Origin of the sequence: Pseudomonas sp. Hp2 (assembly GCF_006386585.1) — a bacterium.
In the GTDB taxonomy this organism is placed as follows: domain Bacteria; phylum Pseudomonadota; class Gammaproteobacteria; order Xanthomonadales; family Xanthomonadaceae; genus Pseudomonas_S; species Pseudomonas_S boreopolis.
The window spans coordinates 47,118-67,551 of record NZ_VAHJ01000009.1 but is presented as its reverse complement, the minus strand read 5'-3'; the positions used below and the strand labels follow the sequence as shown (position 1 = coordinate 67,551).

The 20,434-nt window shown below is 70.6% G+C and carries 18 protein-coding genes; 8 read left to right on the top strand and 10 right to left on the bottom strand.

Going from position 1 to position 20,434, the window contains the following annotated elements; genetic code table 11:
- Positions 1-16 precede the first annotated feature (16 nt).
- Positions 17-256: a helix-turn-helix domain-containing protein gene (locus tag FD678_RS19415; RefSeq protein ID WP_140727883.1), complete on the bottom strand. Its 240-nt coding sequence runs from the start codon at positions 254-256 to the stop codon at positions 17-19.
- An 11-nt stretch (positions 257-267) separates the two neighbouring features.
- Positions 268-768 (bottom strand): DUF2975 domain-containing protein, encoded by a 501-nt coding sequence (locus tag FD678_RS19410; protein ID WP_177497921.1) that lies wholly within the window; start codon positions 766-768, stop codon positions 268-270.
- A gap of 72 nt (positions 769-840) precedes the next feature.
- On the opposite strand from FD678_RS19410, the gene FD678_RS19405 reads away from it, so the two are divergent.
- Positions 841-2,157 (top strand): aspartyl protease family protein, encoded by a 1,317-nt coding sequence (locus FD678_RS19405; RefSeq protein ID WP_140727867.1) that lies wholly within the window; start codon positions 841-843, stop codon positions 2,155-2,157.
- 70 nt (positions 2,158-2,227) lie between these two features.
- Here the strand turns inward: FD678_RS19405 and FD678_RS19400 are convergent, their stop codons facing one another.
- The 5 genes from FD678_RS19400 to FD678_RS19380 form a co-directional block, all read right to left on the bottom strand.
- The gene (locus FD678_RS19400; protein ID WP_140727865.1) at positions 2,228-3,718 is read right to left on the bottom strand and encodes a dihydrolipoamide acetyltransferase family protein; all 1,491 of its coding nucleotides are present in this window, start codon (positions 3,716-3,718) and stop codon (positions 2,228-2,230) included.
- Positions 3,715-4,086: an SH3 domain-containing protein gene (locus FD678_RS19395; RefSeq protein ID WP_256661981.1), complete on the bottom strand. Its 372-nt coding sequence runs from the start codon at positions 4,084-4,086 to the stop codon at positions 3,715-3,717. Before FD678_RS19395 ends, FD678_RS19400 begins: the two co-directional genes overlap by 4 nt.
- Before the next feature lie 18 nt (positions 4,087-4,104).
- Positions 4,105-5,091 (bottom strand): alpha-ketoacid dehydrogenase subunit beta, encoded by a 987-nt coding sequence (locus FD678_RS19390; protein WP_218569885.1) that lies wholly within the window; start codon positions 5,089-5,091, stop codon positions 4,105-4,107.
- 85 nt (positions 5,092-5,176) lie between these two features.
- A complete protein-coding gene (gene pdhA / locus FD678_RS19385; protein ID WP_140727861.1) occupies positions 5,177-6,265 on the bottom strand; it encodes a pyruvate dehydrogenase (acetyl-transferring) E1 component subunit alpha in 1,089 nt (362 codons plus the stop codon).
- Between the two features lie 582 nt (positions 6,266-6,847).
- Positions 6,848-10,420 carry a Calx-beta domain-containing protein gene (locus FD678_RS19380; RefSeq protein WP_140727858.1) on the bottom strand — a complete coding sequence of 1,191 codons (3,573 nt, stop codon included), beginning with the start codon at positions 10,418-10,420 and terminating at the stop codon, positions 6,848-6,850.
- 168 nt (positions 10,421-10,588) lie between these two features.
- Between FD678_RS19380 and FD678_RS19375 the strand changes: the two genes are divergently transcribed.
- The 3 genes from FD678_RS19375 (at position 10,589) to FD678_RS19365 (ending at position 13,793) form a co-directional block, all read left to right on the top strand.
- Positions 10,589-11,461 carry a tryptophan 2,3-dioxygenase gene (locus tag FD678_RS19375; protein ID WP_140727856.1) on the top strand — a complete coding sequence of 291 codons (873 nt, stop codon included), beginning with the start codon at positions 10,589-10,591 and terminating at the stop codon, positions 11,459-11,461.
- Positions 11,462-11,647: 186 nt separating this feature from the next.
- The gene (locus FD678_RS19370) at positions 11,648-13,165 is read left to right on the top strand and encodes a peptide MFS transporter (protein WP_140727854.1); all 1,518 of its coding nucleotides are present in this window, start codon (positions 11,648-11,650) and stop codon (positions 13,163-13,165) included.
- A gap of 19 nt (positions 13,166-13,184) precedes the next feature.
- Positions 13,185-13,793, top strand: coding sequence for a thioredoxin family protein (locus tag FD678_RS19365; protein ID WP_140727852.1), 609 nt, complete (start codon positions 13,185-13,187; stop codon positions 13,791-13,793).
- A 55-nt stretch (positions 13,794-13,848) separates the two neighbouring features.
- Here FD678_RS19365 and FD678_RS19360 read toward each other — a convergent pair whose 3' ends face one another.
- Positions 13,849-14,337 carry a MarR family winged helix-turn-helix transcriptional regulator gene (locus FD678_RS19360; RefSeq protein ID WP_140727850.1) on the bottom strand — a complete coding sequence of 163 codons (489 nt, stop codon included), beginning with the start codon at positions 14,335-14,337 and terminating at the stop codon, positions 13,849-13,851.
- Between the two features lie 120 nt (positions 14,338-14,457).
- On the opposite strand from FD678_RS19360, the gene hppD reads away from it, so the two are divergent.
- Both hppD and hmgA read left to right on the top strand, forming a co-directional pair.
- Positions 14,458-15,573 (top strand): 4-hydroxyphenylpyruvate dioxygenase, encoded by a 1,116-nt coding sequence (hppD, locus tag FD678_RS19355; RefSeq protein ID WP_177497919.1) that lies wholly within the window; start codon positions 14,458-14,460, stop codon positions 15,571-15,573.
- A 76-nt stretch (positions 15,574-15,649) separates the two neighbouring features.
- A complete protein-coding gene (gene hmgA, locus FD678_RS19350) occupies positions 15,650-16,948 on the top strand; it encodes a homogentisate 1,2-dioxygenase (protein WP_140727847.1) in 1,299 nt (432 codons plus the stop codon).
- A gap of 21 nt (positions 16,949-16,969) precedes the next feature.
- On the opposite strand, the gene FD678_RS19345 is transcribed toward hmgA, so the two are convergent.
- Complete coding sequence (locus tag FD678_RS19345) at positions 16,970-17,500, bottom strand: hypothetical protein (protein ID WP_140727845.1); 531 nt, start codon at positions 17,498-17,500, stop codon at positions 16,970-16,972.
- A 140-nt stretch (positions 17,501-17,640) separates the two neighbouring features.
- Here FD678_RS19345 and FD678_RS19340 point away from each other — a divergent pair, with 140 nt between their 5' ends.
- Positions 17,641-18,591, top strand: coding sequence for a sodium:calcium antiporter (locus FD678_RS19340; RefSeq protein ID WP_140727843.1), 951 nt, complete (start codon positions 17,641-17,643; stop codon positions 18,589-18,591).
- 35 nt (positions 18,592-18,626) lie between these two features.
- On the opposite strand, the gene FD678_RS19335 is transcribed toward FD678_RS19340, so the two are convergent.
- On the bottom strand, positions 18,627-19,046 hold the full coding sequence (locus tag FD678_RS19335) for an Lrp/AsnC family transcriptional regulator (RefSeq protein WP_140727840.1): 420 nt from the start codon (positions 19,044-19,046) through the stop codon (positions 18,627-18,629).
- A 115-nt stretch (positions 19,047-19,161) separates the two neighbouring features.
- On the opposite strand from FD678_RS19335, the gene yjeH reads away from it, so the two are divergent.
- On the top strand, positions 19,162-20,433 hold the full coding sequence (gene yjeH, locus FD678_RS19330) for an L-methionine/branched-chain amino acid transporter (protein WP_140727838.1): 1,272 nt from the start codon (positions 19,162-19,164) through the stop codon (positions 20,431-20,433).
- The last annotated feature ends 1 nt before the right edge of the window (position 20,434 follow it).

Here is a 20,434-nt window from a genome sequence, read left to right as displayed (position 1 = left end):
GTCGACGGACCCCGGGTCAATCCTCGCCGGCGGAGTCGCCGGGCGGATCGTCGCCCGGCTCGTAGACCAGCAGGTCGCCGGGCTGGCATTGCAGGTATTCGCAGATCTTCGAGAGCGTCTCGAAGCGGATGCCGCGCACGCGCCCGGACTTGAGCAGCGACAGGTTCGACTCGGTGATGCCCACGTGCTGGGCGAGCTCGCGCGAACGGACCTTGCGCAACGCGAGCATCACGTCCAGGCGCACGACGATGGCCATGCCCGCGCGCCTCAGACGATCGAGCGCTGGTCTTCTTCGAGGCGCGAGGCCTCGGCGAAGAAGCGCGCCACCAGCCACAACACCGCCGCCACCAGCAACGCGAGCAGGTCGGCGGCATCGATGTCCAGCACCAGCCGGCCACCGTCGCGCGCATAGGCCGACCAGCCCTCCAGCAGCGCCGACAGCACCCCGTGCACCAGCACGGCGCACAACAGCAGCGCCGCGAAGCGGCCGAAGCGGCGCGCCGCCTGGGGCGGGAACACCTGGCCGGGCGCCACCTGGCCCAGCAGCACGGCCAACTGGTGGAGCGCGCCTGCCACCAGGCCGCCCTGCGCGATCGCCAGCGCGGTGGCCCAGCCCAGGCCCAGGTTGCCCGGATGGAGCGTCGCGCCACCCCAGCCGGCCCCGCCCTGCCAGGCTCCGATCACGCCGGACAGCGTCAGCAGCGGCACCAGGACCACGCCCAGCCAGACCGCCCAGCGCAGCCGGCGCGCGGCCCGGATGAGCTGCATTGACTTTTTCGTATTTTGCATATTAATTTCTGTTTTACAGAAAACAATTGTCTTGGATCAGGATACCCCTATATGTCCTCCCGTACCATCCGGCCGGTCCGTGCCGGCCTGTTCGCGATGCTGGTGGCGACGACCTGCGCCGCCTGGGCGATTCCGCCGGCGGACGCGGACGCACGAGCGCGCACCCTCCTGCAGCAGGCCGCGGACGGCGACGTGGCCGCGCTGGCCGCCTCCGCGCCCTCCCTGGAGCCGCGCTGGCAGTCCCTGGCGCAGGCCCGCTTGGCCGCCGCACGGTTGGACGAGCGCCATGCCATCGCCCTGGCCGAGGATTTCCTGCGCCGCGACGGCGAGGGGTGCGACACGGCGCTGGCGCAAGGCGTCATCGCCGATGCCGCATTCGCCGCCGGGTCGTACGCGCGTGCCGCCGAAGCCGGGCGCGCGCGCCTGGCCCTGCTGCGGCGCTGCGATGGCGGCGCGGCGCAGATCGAGGGGGCGAGTACGCTGGCCGGCTTGGCGGGCAGCCTCGCCGCGGCGCCTGCGCAGCGGGTGGTGGCGTTCGAGCCCGGCCAGGCGCGATTCGCGCGCGACAAGGTGGGCCTGCCGCGCGCCCAGGTCGCGATCAACGGCCATGCGCAGGAGGCCGTGCTCGATACCGGCGCCAACCTGTCGGTGGTGTCGGCCTCGACCGCGGCCCGGCTGGGATTGCGCGAACTCGGCCAGGCCCGCGTGGGGACGTCGAGCCGCAGCTCGATCGCGACCCGCGTGGCGGTGGCCGATCGCCTGGAACTGGCCGGGCTCGTGCTCGAGCACGTGGTCTTCCTGGTGCTGGAGGACGCACAGCTGGAGATGCCGGTCCCGGGCGGCTATCGCATCGACGCGATCGTCGGCTTCCCGGTGTTCCGCGCGATGCAGCGCGTGCGCTTCGGCCACGACGGCGTGCTGAGCGCGGGGGGCGAGCACGCCGGCCCCGTGGCCGGGAGCCCGCTGGCGCTGGCCGGCAGCGATCTGTTCGTGGAGGCGGGCGTCGGCGGCATCGCCGTGCCGCTGCACCTGGACAGTGGCGGCAACGGCTCGTCGTTGTCGGCGCGCTTCGCCGCGCTGCACCCGGAGCTGGTGCGGCCGCTGCCGCGCAGCCGCCAGCGGCTTGCCGGCGCCGGCGGTGCCACCGAGCAGGAAGTCGCGCAATGGAAGGACGTCGAGGTCGCCGTCGGCGGGCGCCGCCACCGCCTGGGCTCGCTGCCGGTCGCGCTGCGCGATTCCACCGACGTGCAGGCGCGCAGCCAGGGCGTGCTGGGCGGCGACATGCTCAACGCGTTCGACAGCTGGACGCTGGATTTCCGCAGCATGCGGTTCGAGCTGGGCGAGCCGTTGGCCGCGCCGGCGCGCTGAACCGCGCCCGCGATGAAAAAGGGCCCGGGCATCGCGCGATGCCCGGGCCCTGCCGACGAGGAATCGGCCGTTACTGTGCCAGCGCGAGATCGTCGATCAAGGCGCGCAGGAAGCGCGCCGCTTCGCCGCCGGTGCAGGCGCGATGATCGAAGGTCAGCGACAGCGGGATCACCTTGTGCGTCTCGATCCCGCCCATCACCGGCACCAGCTGGTGGCGGGCGCGGCCGGCCGCGACGATCGCCACGCAGGGCGGCACCACCACCGGCGTCGCGTAGCGGCCGGCGAACATGCCGAAGTTGCTCAGCGAGATCGTGTAGCCGGTCAGCTCCGAGGCGGGGATGCTGCGGTTGCCGACCTGCTCGCGCAGGCGGTTGACGCCCTCGCGGATGCCGCGCGCGTCGAGCATGTCGGCATTGCGCAGCGCCGGCACGAACAGGCCGTCGTCGGTGTCCACGGCGATGCCGACGTCGACATGGCCGTGCAGGGTGCGGGTCAGGGTCTCGCCGTCGAACCAGGCATTGAGCGCCGGCACCGCCTGGCAGGCGGAGACGATCGCGCGCACCAGGCGCACGGTGACGTCGTTGCCCGGCAGCCAGGCGTGTATGTCGGCATCGTCGTTGAGCGTGGTCGGCACGACCTTGCTGTGCGCGTCGGCCATCACCCGCGCCATGTTGCGGCGCACGCCCTTGAGCGGTTCGGGCTGGCCCTTGGCGGCCACGCCCGGCGGCTGGGTGCGCATCGGCTTGCCGGAGGCGGACAGGGGCGGGCGCTGCGCTTCCAAGCCCCTCTCCCCCCGGGAGAGGGGTTGGGGCGAGGATTCGGTGGACACGGGGGCGATACGGGCAGCCGCATCCTCACCCCCGACCCCCGCTCCGCGCCCCGGCTCGCGCTCGTCGCGCGAGCGCTCCGACGCATGCGCGCCAGTGGCGCGCGAGCCATGCGCCGTCGTCCCGGAGGGCGAGGGGAGCAAGGCACCGCCATTTGCCGCCTGCTTCACGTCCGCCATCGTCACCGTGCCGTCGGCACCGCTGGCGCGCACGCGCGCCAGGTCGACGCCGAGCTTCCTGGCCATCGCGCGTACCGCCGGCATCGCCTTGATCCCGCCGACCGCGACCGCCTGTTCGGCATGCACCGCGTTGGAGCTCTGCATCGCGCCGACCACGGTACCGGCGTCGGCCGCTTCCGTCTCGGCGCCGGTGCTTTCGCGGGAAGGCGCCGTCGGGGCTGAAGCCCCTCCCGCAGGGTCCTGGTGCGTGGCGGAGGCGCCGCCATGGTGGTGCCCGGTGTCCTGGCCCTCGGCGCGCTGCGGCAGGTTCGGGTCGATCTCGAACTGCGCCAGCATCGCGCCGGTGACGACCACGTCGCCGGCCGCGCCGGCCAGCTTGACGACCTTGCCGGAAACCGGCGAGGGCACTTCCACCACCGCCTTGGCGGTCTCCATCGACACCAGCGGCTCGTCGAGCCGGATCGTGTCGCCCTCCTTGACGAACCATTCGACGATGGTGGCGTCGGGCAGGCCTTCGCCGAGGTCGGGCAGGTTGAAATTCTTGGTCTCGCTCATGGTGTTTCGCATTCCAGCAGAGGTTCTTCGAGCAGTTCCAGGTCGGCTTCCGGCAGCCAGCCCAACGCGCCGTCGGCGCGTTCGGACCACCACCAGCCGCCGTGTTCGTGATGCAGCAGCACGGTGTCGCCACGGTCGGCGTCGAGCTCGCGCGCATCGTAGTCGCGCAACGCCTCGGCGCGGCCGTCGCCGAGCGGGCGCAGCCAGGCATGCGGCGCCCAGCCGGCGTTGCCGCCGTCCAGGCGCACCCAGGCGAACGCCGGCCATTCCTCGTCGCGCACGCCCACTTCGACCACCTGGCCGGCGTCGAAGCGGATCGGATTGGGATAGGACGTGCGGTAGTCGCAGAGCAGTCGGGCGCGCAGCATGTCGGAGCGTGCCACGCGCTATCTCGCGGCCACGGCCCGCCTCGCGGCGGCGGCGATGCGTTCCACGCTCGGCAGGTACTTCATCTCCAGCCGGAACAGCGGGATATGGGTGTCGTAGCCGGTGACGCGCTCGACCGGGGCGAGCAGGTCGTACATCGACCGCTCGGCCAGGCGCGCGGCGATCTCGGCGCCGAAGCCGGCGGTGCGCGGGGCTTCCTGCACGATCACGCAGCGGCCGGTCTTGGCCACCGATTCGGCGATGGTGTCGAAGTCCAGCGGGCGCAGCGTGGCCACGTCGATCACCTCGGCGCTGATGCCTTCGCCGGCCAGCTTGTCGGCCGCTTCCAGCGCTTCCTTCACCTGCGCGCCCCAGGCCACCAGGGTCACGTCGGTGCCGTCGCGCAGCACGAAGCACACGTCCAGCGGCAGCGCCTCGCCGTCGTCGGCGACCACTTCCTTGTACTGGCGGTAGATGCGCTTGGGTTCGAAGTAGATCACCGGATCCGGGTCGCGCATCGCCGCCAGCAGCAGGCCGTAGGCGCGCTGCGGCGAGGACGGCATCACCACGCGCAGGCCCGGCACGTTGGTGAACAGCGCCTCGTTGGCCTCGCTGTGGTGCTCCGGCGCGCGGATGCCGCCGCCCCACGGCACGCGCAGCACCATCGGGCAATGCAGGCGCCCGCGGGTGCGGTTGCGCAGGCGCGCGGCGTGGTTGATCAGGTGGTCGAGCATCGGGTAGACGAAGCCGTCGAACTGCGATTCGGCCACCGGCTTCATGCCCTGCGCGGCCAGGCCGACGCTCAGGCCGGCGATGGTGGTCTCGTCGAGCGGGGTATCCAGCACGCGCTGCGCGCCGAAGCGCTGCTGCAGGCCGGCGGTGGCGCGGAACACGCCGCCGTTGACGCCGACGTCCTCGCCGAGCACCAGCACCGACGGGTCGTGTTCCAGTTCCCAGGCCAGCGCCTGGGTGATCGCTTCGATGAGGGTGATGGGGGTCGTGGTCATCTGGGTCTCTCCCCGCGCACCGGCGGCGCTGTCGAAAGTGCCTGCGTCGTGCGGGGCGTGGCTGTCGTTCGGACGCTGCTTCAGATCATCCATGGCGTTGCTCCAGTGCGAGGACCGCGGCGCGCTGGGACAACAGCTCCGGCGGCGGATCGGCATACAGGTAGTCGAACATCGCCTCGACCGGCTGCACCGGCGTGGCGAGATAGGCGTTGACCTCTTCGTCCACGCGCGCGGCGCACTCGGCCTTCCACGCGTCTTCCTGCGCCTGGTCCCAGGCGCCCTGGGCGACGAGGTAGTTGCGCAGGCGGTGCATCGGCTCGCGCGCCCAGGCCGCCTTGACCTCGGCGTCGTCGCGGTAGCGGCGCGCGTCGTCGGCGGTGGTATGGTCGGACAGGCGGTAGGTGAGGAACTCGATGACGGTGCCGCCTTCGCCGGCCAGCGCCCGCTCGCGCGCCTGCCGCATCGCTTCCAGCACCGCGATCATGTCGTTGCCGTCCACCTGCAGGCAGTGCAGGCCGCCGGCGATGCCCTTCTGCGCCAGCGTCTGCGCGCCGGTCTGCGCCGAACGCGGCACCGAGATGGCCCAGCCGTTGTTCACCACGCACAGGATCAGCGGCAGCTTGTAGGCGCCGGCGGAATTGAGCGCGGCGTAGAAATCGGTCTTGGAGCTGCCGCCGTCGCCGCATACGGCCACCGCGACCTGTGGCTTGTTCTGCAGCTTGAACGCCAGCGCGGCACCGGCCGCGTGCAGGCACTGGGTGGAGATCGGCACGCAGAACGGGAAGTCGATGCCGGCCGGGGTGTCGTGCGGGAAGTCGTTGCCGCGCTCGTCGCCGCCCCAGTACAACAGCACGTCGCGCGGGCGCACGCCGCGCTCGAACAGCGCGCCGTATTCGCGGTAGCTCGGCGCGAACACGTCGCCGTCCTTCATCGACGCGCCGATGCCGACGTGCGAGGCCTCGTGGCCCAGGCAGGCGGCATAGGTGCCGAGCTTGCCGGTGCGCTGCAGGGCGATCGCCTTGCTGTCGAAGGTGCGCACGTACAGCATCCGCTTGAACAGCTCCACCAGCCGGCGCGGGTTGGCGGCATCGGCGGGGAGGTCGTCGCGGAGCGGCCTGCCGTCCGCGTCCAGGTACTGGAGAAACTCGATCTCGAACTGCGCGGCAACGGTCATTGCGTACGGCACCTTCATCAAGAAGTTTCAGATGATATGAAGTGCCATGTTAAGGAACTCGTAGCGGGAACCCGTCCTGCGCTGCAGCACGTTTTCATGCTGGCGTGCACCATGAATGGGCCGGTTTCGCGCGCGCGATCCCGGCGGCGCAGGCAGTTGCGCCGTGCTGCGCTGCGGCGTTCGGAGGCACGATACGCCATGCCCGGCACATTGGTGCTGGCGGGCAGGGCACGGGTCGCGAGGGCTCCAACCCGGCAGGGTGACCGGTAAGGCTCCGTCGGGACTGAAGTCCCAAAAATGCACTCCCATCGTGCACTCCCACCCTCGGATGGTCAGGTATCGAGCAGGGGAGTCTTGCAAAGAGCTGGCATGCGCCGCGGGCCTTCGCACCATCCCCTGCGGGCCGGACCAGCTGGCGATGCCCTTGTGGGAGGGACTCCAGTCCCGACGAGGCCGTGCCGGTGACGCCTCGTCGGGAACGAAGTCCCTCCCGCGGAATACGCCGTCGACAAGGCGCAGGGCAAACGCCCAAAGAAAAGGGGCGCGGCTCGCGCCGCGCCCCTTCGGACCCACGCCGCTCGCTCAGCGGCCGCGGCCGGGACGCTGGATCCGCGTGCTCCAGCTCGCCGCATCGTCGCTCGGGTCGGCATCGGCCGAGCGGGAATGCGCGCTCGCCCGGATCGTCACCACGCCGTCGGCCGGCGGCGGCACGATCGGCGTGACCAGGGCGAACGAGACGGAAGCGCCCACCGCCACGTCGCGCGCGGCCACGCACTGGAAGCGTGCCGAGCGCGGCCCGCCCTGCAGCTGCTTCTGGCAGGTCCAGCCGCGCGGCGCGGCCAGGCTCGACAGCAGCGACAGCGTGTCGCCTTCCACGTCCAGGCCGACGCCGCGCGCGGGCGCGGTGCCGCGATTGGCCACGGTGATCGCGTACTGCGCGCTGACCGCATTGATCGGCAGCGTGGCCGGGCCCTGGATCGCGACCGCGAGGTTGCCGGCCGGGCGCGCCTGCAGCGTGACCGTGGCCTGGTGCTCGTTGTCGTCCGGCTGCGGGTCCTGGGTCTGCGAGCGCAGCGAGGCGGCCAGGGTCAGCGCGCGGCCGGCCATCGTCGCCTCGCTCGGCACGCTGATGGCGAACGACTGTGCGGCGCCGCTGGCGAAGCGGGCGATGGTGCAGGTGACGCTGGTGTTGGCGCCTTCCGGCTGCGCGGCCTGGCAGCTCCAGCCCGGCGCGGCGGTCACGGCCGGCGCGACCTGCGCATCGATCGCGAACGCCACCGCCACCGTCTCGGCCGTCTCCGGCCCGCGGTTGGCGACATCCACGGTGAACAACACCGCGTCGCCGGCGTAGACCGGATCGTTGGCCGCGCTCACCGCCACGCCCAGGTCCGCGCGCTGCACCGGCTTGAGCCGGAGCAGGACCAGGGCCGGGTCGTGGTCGGACAGCCGGGTCGGCGCGGCGAAGTCGTTGCGCGCGGTCTCCGGGAAGTCGGCGTTGATGCGGGCATGGCCCAGCACCAGCGTGGCCACGTCCTGCGCGTTCATCAGCGCGTGGTTGGCGAGGATGTGGTCCAGCGACTGCACGTTGCCGTCGTAGGCATAGGAGTAGCTGAGGTCGGGCGTGTCGAGCCAGGTCAGGTCGGTGTAGTCCGGCGTGACCAGGTCGGCGCCGTCGCCGGCCACCACGGTCTCCTCGTCCGGCGCGGGCTTGCCGGTGACGGTGCCCATCGCGTCGACGTAGCCGTCGTTGAACTCGAACGCGTTGAAGTCGCCCATCACCAGCACCTTCTCGCCCGGGTCGGCGAGCTGGCGGGCCTGCAGCAGGTTGGCCAGCCATTCCGCCTGCGCCTGGCGCTTGGCGCGCACGCGCTGGCCGGCTGCGTCGTCGGTCTCGGCGCCGTTGAGCGAGCGCTGGTGGACCACGATCGCGGTCAGCGGCAGCTGGCGGCCGTCGGCGAAGTGCACGACCGCTTCGAGCACCAGCGGCGGGCGGTCGTTGAGCAGGCTGACGGTGCCGCTCGGCTCGGTCCAGGTGACGTCCTTGCCCTGCTGGCTGACCGCCTTGACCTCCACGCGCGCCAGGCCGGCGGCGACTTCGGCCTGCTTGACCAGGAAGCCGACGTCGATGCCGCCGACGTCATTGCCCTCGACCAGGTACGCCGCGTACTGCGGGTCGGGCTGGCCGGCGGCGACCGCGTCGGCGTTCACCTTGGCGGCGATCTGCTGCAGCACCGCCAGGTTCTCGACCTCGACCGTGCCGAGGATGTCCGGCAGGTGCAGGTAGTCGCGGATCGCCAGCGAGGCCTTGTTGAGGCGGCCCTGGTAGGCAGTGCTGCTGAGCACCGGCTCGCCGATCGCCGGGTCGTTCTGGTCGTCGAAGAAGCGCTCCATGTTGTAGGTGGCGACGCTGACGTCGTCGGCCGACGGTTGTGGCGCCGGGGTCGGGCCGGCGCGGCTGCAATCGACCTGCGGGGCGCTTTCCGGCGCGATGGTGTAGCGGCGGTAGCTGTAGTCGAGCGGGCCGGTGACGCCGGTGACGATGCAACCGGAGGCCACGTCGATGCGCGCGCCGCCGAGCGAGGCGCTGGCGACCGCGATCACCTGCGGATTGGTGTTCCAGCGCGGCACGCCGGCCGGGGAACCGGCCGGCAGCGGATCGGGCATCTGCACGCCCGGGCCGCGCCAGGCGCGCGGCAGGCCGGTCACCACCGCATGGAACACGCCATTGCTGGTCGCGGTCGCGCTGGACTCGGTGACGCCGCCGCCGGTGGGCGCGTTGACGGTCAGGCTGGCGGCGGTGACGCGCATGCCTTCCAGGCGTTCGAGCTGGTCGTAGGCGCCATTCGGGTCCGGGAAGGTGGTGGTCAGCGCGACCGGCGCCGGCAGCGCGTTGCCGGTGGACTGCAGCACCACGGTCGGCGAGCCGCCGATCTCGGTCAGCGGCGGCTGCGCCGGATCGGCGCTGGGCACGTATTCCTGCACCGTGCCCTGCACGGTGACGCGGTTGCCGACCATCGCCGCATCCGGCGGCGCGCTGCCGGTGTAGACGTAGATGCCCTCGGAGGTCAGCGGATCGCCATCGGCCTCGGCGTCCGGCGCCTGCAGGAAGAAGCCGCTGCCGCGGCGCGCGGTGACGATGCCCGAGGTGGCCACCACCTGGTTCTCGTACGGCGAGCGGGCGCCGCTGCCCTGGATCGCGTGGATCGGGATGCGGTCGAAGTCGTCGTCGACGATCGTCGCGGTGGCGCGCGTGGTGCCCAGGCGGGCGCCGCTGGCGTCGCTGAAGTCGACGTGGAAGGTCTCGTTGCCCTCGACGAGGGTGTCGTCGACCAGCGCGATCGCCAGCGTGGCGCTGCTCTGGCCCTCCGGGATCGTCAGCGTGCCGGAGGCGGCCTGGTAGTCGCTGCCCGCGGTGGCGGTGCCGTCCGCGGTGGCATAGGCCACGCGGACGCCGCCGCTGCCCGCGGGCCGGCTCAGCACCGCCTGCAGCACCAGCGAGCCGGCGTTCTCGGCGGCCGAGGCATCGGCCACGGTCAGCACCGGCGTGCCGTCGCCATCGCACGGGTGCAGGCTGCTGGCGCTGTTGCGCGGCGTGGGTGCGCCGGTGGCGAAGTCGGCGCCGTTGTTGTCGCTGTCGGTGCAACCGCCGTTGCCGCGCAGCACCGCCAGGGTATTGCTCGGCGCCGGGGTGGGCGCGTTGCCTTCGGCGCAGCTGGCGGTGCCGCCAAAGCCGACCAGGTCGACGTTGCCGGTCGGGCAGGCGCCGCTCAGCGCGGTGGACGAGCGGCTCAGCGCGACCTTGCCCGCGGTGCCGCTCATCGCGATGGTGCCGGTCGCGTCCGGCGTGGGCAGGTCGACGCTGCCGCCGCTGCCGTCGGCCTGCTTGACCAGGTAGTAGGCGCCGGGCGCGAGGCTGCCCGACAAGCGGGTCACCTGCCAGCTGGTGCCGGCGGCCGAGGCGTACTGCACCGACCAGCCGGCCAGGTCGACCGCGCTGGTGCCGTTGTTGTGCAGCTCGATGAAGTCGCTCTTGTAGGTGGCCCCGCTGTTGCCGCCGCCGCCGTACACCTGGCTGATGACGACCTGGGCCTGGCCGCTGCCGGCGTACGCCAGCGCGCACGCGAGCGCCGCGGCTCGAAGCAGTCTGTGATGCATGTGGTTCCCCCAGGAATCCTCGAGAAGGATGAAGCTGCCTTGCCGGAGCCGGCCCCCCTGCCGCTCCCGGCCGGATTGTGCACTGTGCGTCGGGTTCCTGACGCATTCGTGACAGCGGCCGCGTTGCGCTACCCTTGCCGACCCCGAATCCGGCCCTGCCTCCCGGCCATGTCCGTCGACAAGAACCTGCGTGAACTGGAAGCCGGCATCCACACCGACCTGGAAGGCCGCCTGACCTATGGCGGCTACCTGCGGCTGGAACAGCTGCTGTCGGCGCAACAGCCGCTGTCCGACCCGCCGCATCACGACGAGATGCTGTTCATCATCCAGCACCAGACCTCCGAGCTGTGGCTGAAGCTGCTCGCCCACGAACTGGGCGCGGCGATCGGCCACCTGCAGCGCGACGAGGTGTGGCAGTGCCGCAAGGTGCTGGCGCGCAGCAAGCAGGTGCTGCGGCTGCTGACCGAGCAGTGGTCGGTGCTGGAGACGCTGACGCCGAGCGAGTACATGGGCTTCCGCGACACGCTCGGGCCGGCCTCGGGCTTCCAGTCGCTGCAGTACCGCTACATCGAGTTCCTGCTCGGCAACAAGAACGCGCAGATGCTGCGGGTGTTCGAGCACGACCCGGCCGGCCAGGCGAAGCTGCGCTCGGTGCTGGAGGCGCCGGGCCTGTACGACGAGTTCCTGCTCTACCTGTCGCGCTGGGGCCATGCGATCCCGCCGCAGCACCTGCAGCGCGACTGGACCCTGGCGCACGTCTCCGACCCCGCGCTGCGGCCGGTGTTCGAGCGCATCTACGAGCACACCGACCGCTACTGGCGCGAGTACTCGCTGGCCGAGGACCTGGTGGACCTGGAGACCCAGTTCCAGCTGTGGCGCTTCCGCCACATGCGCACGGTGCAGCGCATCATCGGCTTCAAGCGCGGCACCGGCGGCTCCAGCGGCGTGGGCTTCCTGCGGCAGGCGCTGGAGCTGACGTTCTTCCCCGAGTTGTTCGAGGTAAGAACCTCGATCGGCATGCCGCCGGAGCCTTCCCCGTAGGCGCGGCTTTTGCGGGAGCGGCTTCAGCCGCGACGGGGCTTTGCCGGTAAAGGCCCCCAACGTCGCCGGCATCCGTCTCAATTGACATCAATTTGACGTGAAGACCGCGGTCGGTGATCCTCGCCCGTCGCCCCGGCCCGCCCGCGGGCGGGCAAGCCATTGACTGAATACGCAAGGGAACCCTTCATGAGCGTCGACGCCGCCGCGCCGAACCCCGCCACCCCAACGCCCCCGCAGATCCCCGAGTTCAAGACCCTCCTCGGCCATCCCAAGCCGTTGTGGATGCTGTTCATGACGGAGTTCTGGGAGCGCTTCGCGTTCTATGGCATCCGCTGGGCCCTGGTGCTGTACATCGTGCAGCAGTTCTACGCCGGTAGCGGCACCGGCGAGCAGCCGGCCAACCAGCTCTACGGCGCCTACCTGGCGCTGGTCTACGCGGCGGCGATCTTCGGCGGCTACGTGGCCGACCGGGTGATCGGCTACCAGCGCTCGATCCTGCTCGGCGCGGCGATCATGTCGGCAGGCCTGTTCCTGATCGCCACCTCCAGCCAGGAGCTGTTCAAGCTCGGCCTGGCCACGATCATCGCCGGCAACGGCCTGTTCAAGCCGAACATCTCGACCATGGTCGGCAAGCTCTACAAGGTGGGCGACGAACGCCGCGACTCGGGCTTCACCATCTTCTACATGGGCATCAACCTGGGCGCGATGATCTCGCCGGTGCTCACCGGCGCGCTGGCCAGCAAGGTGTTTGGCTCCGAGGCGATGCCGGACTACAAGGTGGTGTTCATCGCCTCCGGCGTGGGCATGCTGCTGAGCCTGGTGTGGTTCTGGTTCGGCCGCCGCCAGCTGGCCGGCATCGGCCGTCCGCCGGCCGGCGGCGAAGGCCGCGCGCGCGTGCTGTACACCCTGATCGGCGCGCTGGTCGCCATCCCGACGGTGTACTTCCTGCTCACCATCGAGGCGGCAACGCTGAACTGGTGGGTGCTGACCCCGATGTTCCTGCTGCTGTGCGCGCTGATCGTCGCCGAGGGCATCCGCGAGGGCGCCGTGCAGCGCGACCGCGCGCTGGCCATGCTGGTGATCTTCGTCTTCAACATCCTGTTCTGGATGTTCTTCGAACAGGCAGGCAGCTCGTTCACCTTCCTGGCCGAGAAGATCGTCAACCGCGAGTTCGGCGACTGGACCTTCCCGGTGGCCTGGTTCCAGTCCGTCAACTCGCTGGCGATCATCACCATCGCGCCGCTGCTGGCCTGGCTGTGGGTCAGGATGGGCCGCGCCAATCCGTCGATCCCGCGCAAGTTCGGCCTGGGCCTGATCTTCAACGGCCTGGCCTTCCTGCTGCTGATGTTCGCGCTGTCCTCCCTGGTCAGCGACATCGGCAAGATCCCGTTCTGGACGCTGTTCATGGTCTACGTCATCCAGTCGGTGGGCGAGCTGTGCCTCTCGCCGATCGGCCTGTCCATGGTGACCAAGCTGGCGCCGCTGCGCCTGGTCGGCTTCGGCATGGGCGGCTGGTTCCTGTCCACCGGCATCGGCAACAACCTGTCGGGCATCTTCGCCGGCCACGTCAGCGGCGAGGGCGGCATGACCGTGCAATCTTCGCTCGCAGGCTATACCTTCGGGTTCTGGCTGCTGTTGGGCGCCGGCGCGCTGCTGTTCCTGATCGCCCCGCTGATCAACAGGCTGATGCATGGCGTGAAGTGACCTAGTGAGGACCCCCACGATGGCGAAGAACCAGACCCCGCACACCGTCCGCGCACTGGCGGCCGCCGCCCTGTGCGCGGCCGCGCTGGCCGGCTGCGGCCAGGCTCCCGAGCCGCCCGCGCCGCGGCCGCTCGATACCTCGGTCCAGAAACCGCCATCGCCCGATCCGACCCAGCCGGTGGCCTCCGGCAACACCCCGGCCGCCGCGGACATCGCCGCGGTGGCCGCGCTCAGCGCCGGCTTCGATCCTGCGCGCGACCCGTTCGCCGACCTGGAGACCGCCAAGGTCGAGGCCAAGCGCGGCGGCAAGCGCATCCTGATCGACGTCGGCGGCGAGTGGTGCTCGTGGTGCCACACCCTGGACGAGTTCATCGGCGGCGACGCGGAGATCCGCGGCTTCCGCGACGAGAACTACGTCTGGCTCAAGGTCAACTACAGCGAGGAGAACGAGAACAAGCCGTTCCTCTCGCAGTACCCGGCGATCCAGGGCTATCCGCACCTGTTCGTGCTCGACAACGACGGCAAGCTGCTGCATTCGCAGTTCACCGCCGAGCTGGAAAAGGGCAAGGGCTACGACCGCAAGAAGTTCTTCGACTTCCTCAAGCAGTGGGCGCCGCCGAAGGCGTGAGCCCCGGGGGAGCGGGAGCGGCCGAAGCCGCTCCCGCGAAATGCGCGGGCCCGCTTCAGCCCTTCTGCACCATCCGCGGCAGGCCGTCCTTCGCCAGCCGGTCGATCAGGCTTTCCAGCGTGCGGCGCTCCTCCTCGGACAGCGCCGACATCAGCCGCCGCTCCATCTCGTTGACCAGCGGCGCCACCGTCTCGTAGACCTGCCGCCCGGCCGAGGACAGCGCCAGCATCGAGCGGCGGCGGTCGTCGCCGTGGGTCTCGCGGCGGATGAAGCCGCGTTCAAGCAGCCGCGCCACCGCCCGGCTCACCGCCACCTTGTCCATCGCGCTGCGGTCGGACACCTCGCTCGCCGAGGAGCCCGGGTAGAGCGCCAGGATCGTGATCACGCGCCACTCCGGGATCGCAATGCCGTAACGATCGCCATAGATCTTGGCGATGTTGGCGCTGACCCGGTTGGAGAGCACGCTGATCCGGAACGGCAGGAACTGTTCCAGGTTGATCAGGACGGGATGGTGGCTGGAGGCGGAGTAGTCGGATTCGCTCATGCTGCGCTGCGTCTTGATGGTGGTTTCATATGAAACTACAAAGGGCACGTGGCCTGCCATTCTCGCGGGTCTTCTGCCGCCGCGCATAGCCCTGGCGGCCTGGAAGAGGAGCAAACAACCATGAGCGCACAACCCCATACCGCCGGCGTCCGGCCCGACCCGGGCATGCAGGTGACCACCTTCGAGAACCCGATGGGCATCGACGGCTTCGAGTTCGTCGAGTTCGCCGCCCCCGCGGGGCAGGGCGGGCAGCTGCACGACTACTTCCGCAAGCTGGGCTTCACCGCCGTGATGAAGCACAAGCGCCGCCCGATCACCCTGTACCGGCAGGGCGGGGTGAACTTCCTGGTCAACGAGGACCCGGATTCGTTCGCCGCCGATTTCGCCGCCCAGCACGGCCCGTGCGCCTGCGGTTTCGCGATCCGCTTCCGCAAGCCGGCCGGCGAGGTGTTCGAGGCGGTGGTCGGCAACGGCGGCGAGGCGGTCGCGCACAAGGCCGGCACGCGGGCGGTGTCCGTCCCGGTGGTCAAGGGCATCGGCGACTGCATGCTGTACCTGGTCGACCGCTACGGCGAGGCCGGCAGCGTGTACGACGAGGAGTTCGAGCCGGTGCCGGGCACCGAGCCGCATCCGGCCGGGTTCGGGCTGACCTTCATCGACCATCTCACCCACAACCTCTACTTCGGCAACATGCAGAAGTGGTCGGACTACTACGAGCGGCTGTTCAACTTCCGCGAGATCCGCTACTTCGACATCAAGGGCGCCAAGACCGGCCTGGTGTCCAAGGCGATGACCGCGCCGGACGGCATCGTGCGCATCCCGCTCAACGAGTCCTCCGACCCCAAGAGCCAGATCAACGAATACCTGGACGCGTACCGCGGCGAGGGCATCCAGCACATCGCCTGCTTCACCGACGACATCTACGCGACGGTGGAGAAGATGCGCGAGGCGGGCGTGGTGTTCCTGGACACGCCGGACACCTACTTCGACGTGATCGACCTGCGCATTCCCGAGCATGGCGAGGACGTGGAACGGCTGCGCCGCAACAGGATCCTGATCGACGCCGACCCGGACACCAAGAAGCGCAAGCTGCTGCAGATCTTCACCGAGAACTGCATCGGCCCGATCTTCTTCGAGATCATCCAGCGCAAGGGCAACGAGGGCTTCGGCGAGGGCAACTTCCAGGCGCTGTTCGAGAGCATCGAGCGCGACCAGATCAAGCGCGGGGTGCTCTGATGCCCACGTGGGGAAGATGCCGACAATGCAGTTAGCCCCTCTCCCGGGGGAGAGGGGCTCAAAGAGCGAGATATCCATGAACACTGCATCCACCTACATGACCGGCTTCGGCAACGAGTTCGCCAGCGAGGCCGTGCCGGGCACGCTGCCGGCCGGGCAGAACTCGCCGCAGCGCGTGGCGCATGGGCTGTATGCCGAGCAGCTGTCGGGCACGGCGTTCACCGCGCCGCGCGGGCAGAACCGGCGCAGCTGGCTGTACCGCATGCGGCCGGCCGCCGTGCACGGCGCCTTCTCGCCGCTGGCGCAGCCGCGCTTCCACAACGATTTCGGCGATGGCGGCCCGGTGTCGCCGGACCAATTGCGCTGGAGCCCGCTGCCGCTCCCCGACGCACCGACCGATTTCATCGACGGCCTCTACACCGTGGCCGGCAACGGCGCGCCGTGCGCGCACGCCGGCGTCGGCATCCACTTGTACGCGGCCAATGCCTCGATGCAGGGGCGCTACTTCTACGATGCCGACGGCGAACTGCTGATCGTGCCGCAGCTGGGGCGGCTGGTGCTGCGCACCGAGCTGGGCGTGATCGAGCTGGAGCCGCAACAGATCGCGGTGGTCCCGCGCGGCGTGCGCTTCCTCGTCGAACTGCCGGACGGGCCCTCGCGCGGCTACGTCTGCGAGAACTTCGGCGGCCTGCTGCGCCTGCCCGACCTGGGACCGATCGGCGCCAACGGGCTGGCCAACCCGCGCGACTTCCAGACGCCGCAGGCGGCCTACGAGGCGCTCGACGGCGCGTTCGAGCTGGTGGCCAAGTTCGACGGCCACCTCTGGCGCGCCGACATCGACCACTCGCCGCTGGACGTGGTCGCCTGGCACGGCAACTACGCGCCGTACCGCTACGACCTGCGCCGGTTCAACGCGATCGGCTCGATCAGCTTCGACCATCCCGATCCGAGCATCTTCACCGTGCTGACCTCGCCGAGCGAATTGCCGGGTACGGCCAACATGGACTTCGCGATCTTCCCGCCGCGCTGGCTGGTGGCGCAGCACACGTTCCGTCCGCCCTGGTTCCATCGCAACGTCGCCAGCGAGTTCATGGGGCTGGTGCACGGCGCCTACGATGCCAAGGCCGAGGGGTTCGTGCCGGGTGGGGCGTCGCTGCACAACTGCATGAGCGGGCACGGCCCGGACGCGGCGACGTTCGAAAAGGCTTCGCAGGCCGACCTGTCGAAGCCGGACGTGATCGCCGACACGATGGCCTTCATGTTCGAGACGCGCACGGTGCTGCGCCCGACCCGGCAGGCGCTGGCCGCGCCGCACCGGCAGGCGGACTACCAGCAGTGCTGGGCGGGCCTGCGCAAGCACTTCCGCGCGCCGTGAGGCACGGGCCGCGCCGTCCGGCTACGTGCCGATCGATCCCGGCCGCGCTTCCAGCGCGGCCAGTGCCGGCAGGTGCGGTTCCGGCAGCACTTCGGCGACGCGTTCGCGCACGCGCCGCGCGTAGCCGGCCGCGGTCATGCGCGGCAGCTCGGCCAGCGCCTCCAGCAGCGCGCTGACGATCGACGGTTCGTCGTGCGCCATCATCAGGCGCCGGCGCAGCGACTGGGCGGCCTCGTTGCGCTGCAGTTCCAGCATGTCCTGCACGTAGATGCGCGCGGCGCCGAGCGAGCGCCGCCGCGCCGGTGCGCCGCCGGATTGCGCGGTGGGCGCCGTGGCGGAGGGGGCGCCGGGCGCGTCGTCGCCGCCCTCCAGGTAGCCGTGTTCGCGCAATTGCCGCACCAGCGCCGGCGTTTCCGGTCCCAGCAGCCGGGTCAGCTCGGCGACGCTGCGCTGCCCGTCGCACAGGATCAGCGTGCGGCGCTGGCGAAGGTCCAGCGCCGTGCGGTGCGAGTCGAGCGCACGACGGGCGAGATCGGTCTTGCGGGGATGCATGGGGGGACTTCCGGAACGTCCATCAGGCTGCGCGCGGGCGGTTAAACGCCGATGACAGCGCCGTACCGGGCCGGACCGTAGACGCCCGCGGGCGTCCTGGCGCATAGAATCGGCCCATCGAGGCGAGGGAGGGGACGCTCATGGCAGCTGCGATCGCATGGCTGGTGCTGGGACTGGTGCTGCTGGGCCTGGGGGGCGATTCGATCATCAAGGCGGCCTCCGGGCTGGCGCAGCGCTGGGGTGCGTCGTCGTTCATGGCCGGGTTGCTGCTGGTGGCATTCGGCACCTCGTTGCCGGAACTGGCCGTCAACGTGCGTGCGTTCATGGTCGGAGCGCAGGAACTGGCCCTGGGCAATGCGGTCGGCAGCAACATCGCGAACGTGGGCCTGACGCTGGCGCTGGCCGCGCTCGCCGCGCCGTTGCTGCTTGGGATGAGATTGCTGGCGCCGCTGCTGGTGGTGTTGGTGGTCGCTTCGCTGGCGTTGATCGGGTTCGGGCTGGACGGTGCGATCGGCCGCATCGAGGGCCTGGCGATGCTGGCCGGGTTCGCCGGCGTGCTGGCGTTCCTGGTGCGCCGGGCGCGCCGCGAGAGCGACGGGGTGCAGGCCGCGGTCGGCGGCTATGCGGTCACCAGGACCGGGCTCGGCCTCAACCTCCAGCGCCTGGCGATCGCGCTGCTGTTGCTGGGGTTCGGCGCGCGCTGGGTGGTCGATTCGGCGGTCGCGCTGGGCGGCATCTGGGGGTGGAGCCCGCTGCTGATGGGCCTGTTGCCGGTGGCGATCGGTACCGCCCTGCCCGAGGCGGCGGCCGCGATCGCGGCGGCACGCCGCGGCCAGGGCGACATGGTGGCCGGGCACGTGATCGGTTCGAGCGTGTTCAACCTGCTGGTGGTGGTCGGAGGCATGGCCGCGCTGCGGCCGTTGCCGCTGCCGGCCTCGTTCGTGCGCCTGGAGCTGCCGGCGGCGATCGTGCTCGCGCTGATGCTGTACCCGATGCTGCGCGGCGACTTGCGCGTCAGCCGCGGCGAGGGCGCGGTCCTGCTGGCGGCGTTCTGCGGCTGGATCGGGCTGGAGCTGGCCTTGGCCACCTAGCGGCGACGGGCATCGCGGGTCCTGGTCGCGAGGCCCTAGAAGGGCCAGTCGCGGATCACCATGTGGGTGCGGACCCGGCGGATGCCGGGGAAGCGTTCGATCTGCTCGAGGATTTCGTTGACGCGCTGCATCGTCGTGGCTTCGACCTGGATCAGCATGTCGGTCTCACCGCTGATGCCGTAGCAATGGCGCACTTCCGGGAACGCGCCGAGGCGTTCCACGTAGTCCTGGCACTGGTTCTGCTGGTGGAAGATCTCGAAGAAGGCCTTGACCGAGGATTCCCCGGCCGGCGCCACGCGGGCGTGGTAGCCGCGGATCACGCCGCTGCGTTCCAGGCGCTGTATGCGCTCGCTCACCGCCGGGCGCGAAAGGCTGACCTCTTCGGCGATCCGGCTGACCGGCATGCGCGCGTCCTGGCGCAACAGGGCCAGGATCCGTTGATCGAACTTGTCCATGGGGCTCGGCGGCAGAAAGGACGGGATCATCCGACGCAACGCAGGCGTGTTCCGACGCAATGGCGGCAACCGGCGGCCTAGAATTCCCGCCCCGGATCGCGCAGAGCATAGCCGAATGAGTCGACTCGAAAAGCAGCTTGGCCTGTTCCAGGGCATGGCCCTGCTCAGCACGTCGCTGCTCGGCACCGGCGTGTTCGTGGTGCCGGCGCTGGCGGCGACCGCGGCCGGCGCCGCGTCGCTGTGGGCCTGGCTGCTGCTGATCGTGCTGGTGCTTCCGATCGCCTTCACCTTCGCGCAGCTGGGACGCAGGTTCCCGCATGCCGGCGGCGCTCCGCACCTGATCGGCAGGGCGTTCGGTACGCGGCTGGAACGAGTGAGCGCGATGCTGTTCCTGGCGGTGATGCCGGTCGGCGTGCCGGCGGCGCTGAAGATCGCGGTGGGCTTCTGGCAATCGGTGCTTGCGCTGGGCAGCCTGCAGGCGCTCGCGGTGCAGCTCGGCACATTGCTCGTGGTGCTGGTGCTGGGGCAGCGGCCGGCCAGGGCCACCGGGCTGGTGCAGGGCCTGATCGCCGTGGCGATCGTCGCCACGATCGCCGCGATCTGGTGGGCCGGCCGACTGCCGCGCGCGGACCAGCCGTTGCTGCCTTCGCTGGACGGCACCTGGCACCTGCTGCCGGCGGCGCTGGGCGTGATGTTCTGGTGCTTCGTCGGGCTGGAGGCGTTCAGCCACATGGGCGAGGAATTCCGCCGCCCCGAGCGCGATTTCCCGCTGGCGCTGATCGCCGGCGTGCTGCTGGCGGGGCTGTTGTACTGGGCCTGCTCGGTGGCGCTGCTCACCTTCGGCGGCTATGGCGATCCGGTGGCCGACGCCAGCGCGGTCGGCAGGCTGTTCGGCCGCCTGCTGGGGCCGCACGCGGCCTGGTGGATGGCGCTGGTCGGCTACCTGGCGTGCTTCGCCTCGATCAACATCTACCTGCAGGGATTCGCCCGCCTGATCTGGAGCCTGGCCGACGAGGGCAAGCTGCCGCCGGTGCTGGCGCGGCTCAACGGCCACGGCGTTCCGGGGCGGGCACTGCTGCTGGTGGTCGCGGTCTGCGCCTGCAGCCTGCTGGCGGCCGATGCGCTCGGGTTGTCGCTGGATCGCCTGATCCGCTACGCGAACGGCAGCTTCGTGGTGATCTACCTGCTCAGCATGGCGAGCGGCTATCGGCTGCTGCGCGGCGCCTGGCGCGGGCTGGCGCTGCTGGGAGCGGTGCTGTGCCTGGCGGTGTTGGCGATGCTCGGCTGGCAGGCGCTGTACGCGCTGGCATTGCTGGCGCTGCTGCTGGCGTTCGACCGCCTGCGCGAACGCGGCGACGCCCGCCCGGCCGCGCCGGCGGAGCCGTGAT

Bases quoted from the DNA above. Each gene is read 5' to 3' on its own strand.
- hppD (WP_177497919.1), top strand. From the start codon at position 14,458: ATGAGCGCACAACCCCATACCGCCGGCGTCCGGCCCGACCCGGGCATG.
- FD678_RS19370 (WP_140727854.1), top strand. From the start codon at position 11,648: ATGAGCGTCGACGCCGCCGCGCCGAACCCCGCCACCCCAACGCCCCCG.
- FD678_RS19340 (WP_140727843.1), top strand. From the start codon at position 17,641: ATGGCAGCTGCGATCGCATGGCTGGTGCTGGGACTGGTGCTGCTGGGC.
- FD678_RS19375 (WP_140727856.1), top strand. From the start codon at position 10,589: ATGTCCGTCGACAAGAACCTGCGTGAACTGGAAGCCGGCATCCACACC.
- pdhA (WP_140727861.1), bottom strand. From the start codon at position 6,265: ATGACCGTTGCCGCGCAGTTCGAGATCGAGTTTCTCCAGTACCTGGAC.
- FD678_RS19405 (WP_140727867.1), top strand. From the start codon at position 841: ATGTCCTCCCGTACCATCCGGCCGGTCCGTGCCGGCCTGTTCGCGATG.
- FD678_RS19415 (WP_140727883.1), bottom strand. From the start codon at position 256: ATGGCCATCGTCGTGCGCCTGGACGTGATGCTCGCGTTGCGCAAGGTC.
- FD678_RS19335 (WP_140727840.1), bottom strand. From the start codon at position 19,046: ATGGACAAGTTCGATCAACGGATCCTGGCCCTGTTGCGCCAGGACGCG.
- FD678_RS19360 (WP_140727850.1), bottom strand. From the start codon at position 14,337: ATGAGCGAATCCGACTACTCCGCCTCCAGCCACCATCCCGTCCTGATC.
- FD678_RS19365 (WP_140727852.1), top strand. From the start codon at position 13,185: ATGGCGAAGAACCAGACCCCGCACACCGTCCGCGCACTGGCGGCCGCC.
- yjeH (WP_140727838.1), top strand. From the start codon at position 19,162: ATGAGTCGACTCGAAAAGCAGCTTGGCCTGTTCCAGGGCATGGCCCTG.
- FD678_RS19410 (WP_177497921.1), bottom strand. From the start codon at position 768: ATGCAGCTCATCCGGGCCGCGCGCCGGCTGCGCTGGGCGGTCTGGCTG.
- FD678_RS19395 (WP_256661981.1), bottom strand. From the start codon at position 4,086: ATGCTGCGCGCCCGACTGCTCTGCGACTACCGCACGTCCTATCCCAAT.
- FD678_RS19380 (WP_140727858.1), bottom strand. From the start codon at position 10,420: ATGCATCACAGACTGCTTCGAGCCGCGGCGCTCGCGTGCGCGCTGGCG.
- FD678_RS19400 (WP_140727865.1), bottom strand. From the start codon at position 3,718: ATGAGCGAGACCAAGAATTTCAACCTGCCCGACCTCGGCGAAGGCCTG.
- FD678_RS19390 (WP_218569885.1), bottom strand. From the start codon at position 5,091: ATGACCACGACCCCCATCACCCTCATCGAAGCGATCACCCAGGCGCTG.
- hmgA (WP_140727847.1), top strand. From the start codon at position 15,650: ATGAACACTGCATCCACCTACATGACCGGCTTCGGCAACGAGTTCGCC.
- FD678_RS19345 (WP_140727845.1), bottom strand. From the start codon at position 17,500: ATGCATCCCCGCAAGACCGATCTCGCCCGTCGTGCGCTCGACTCGCAC.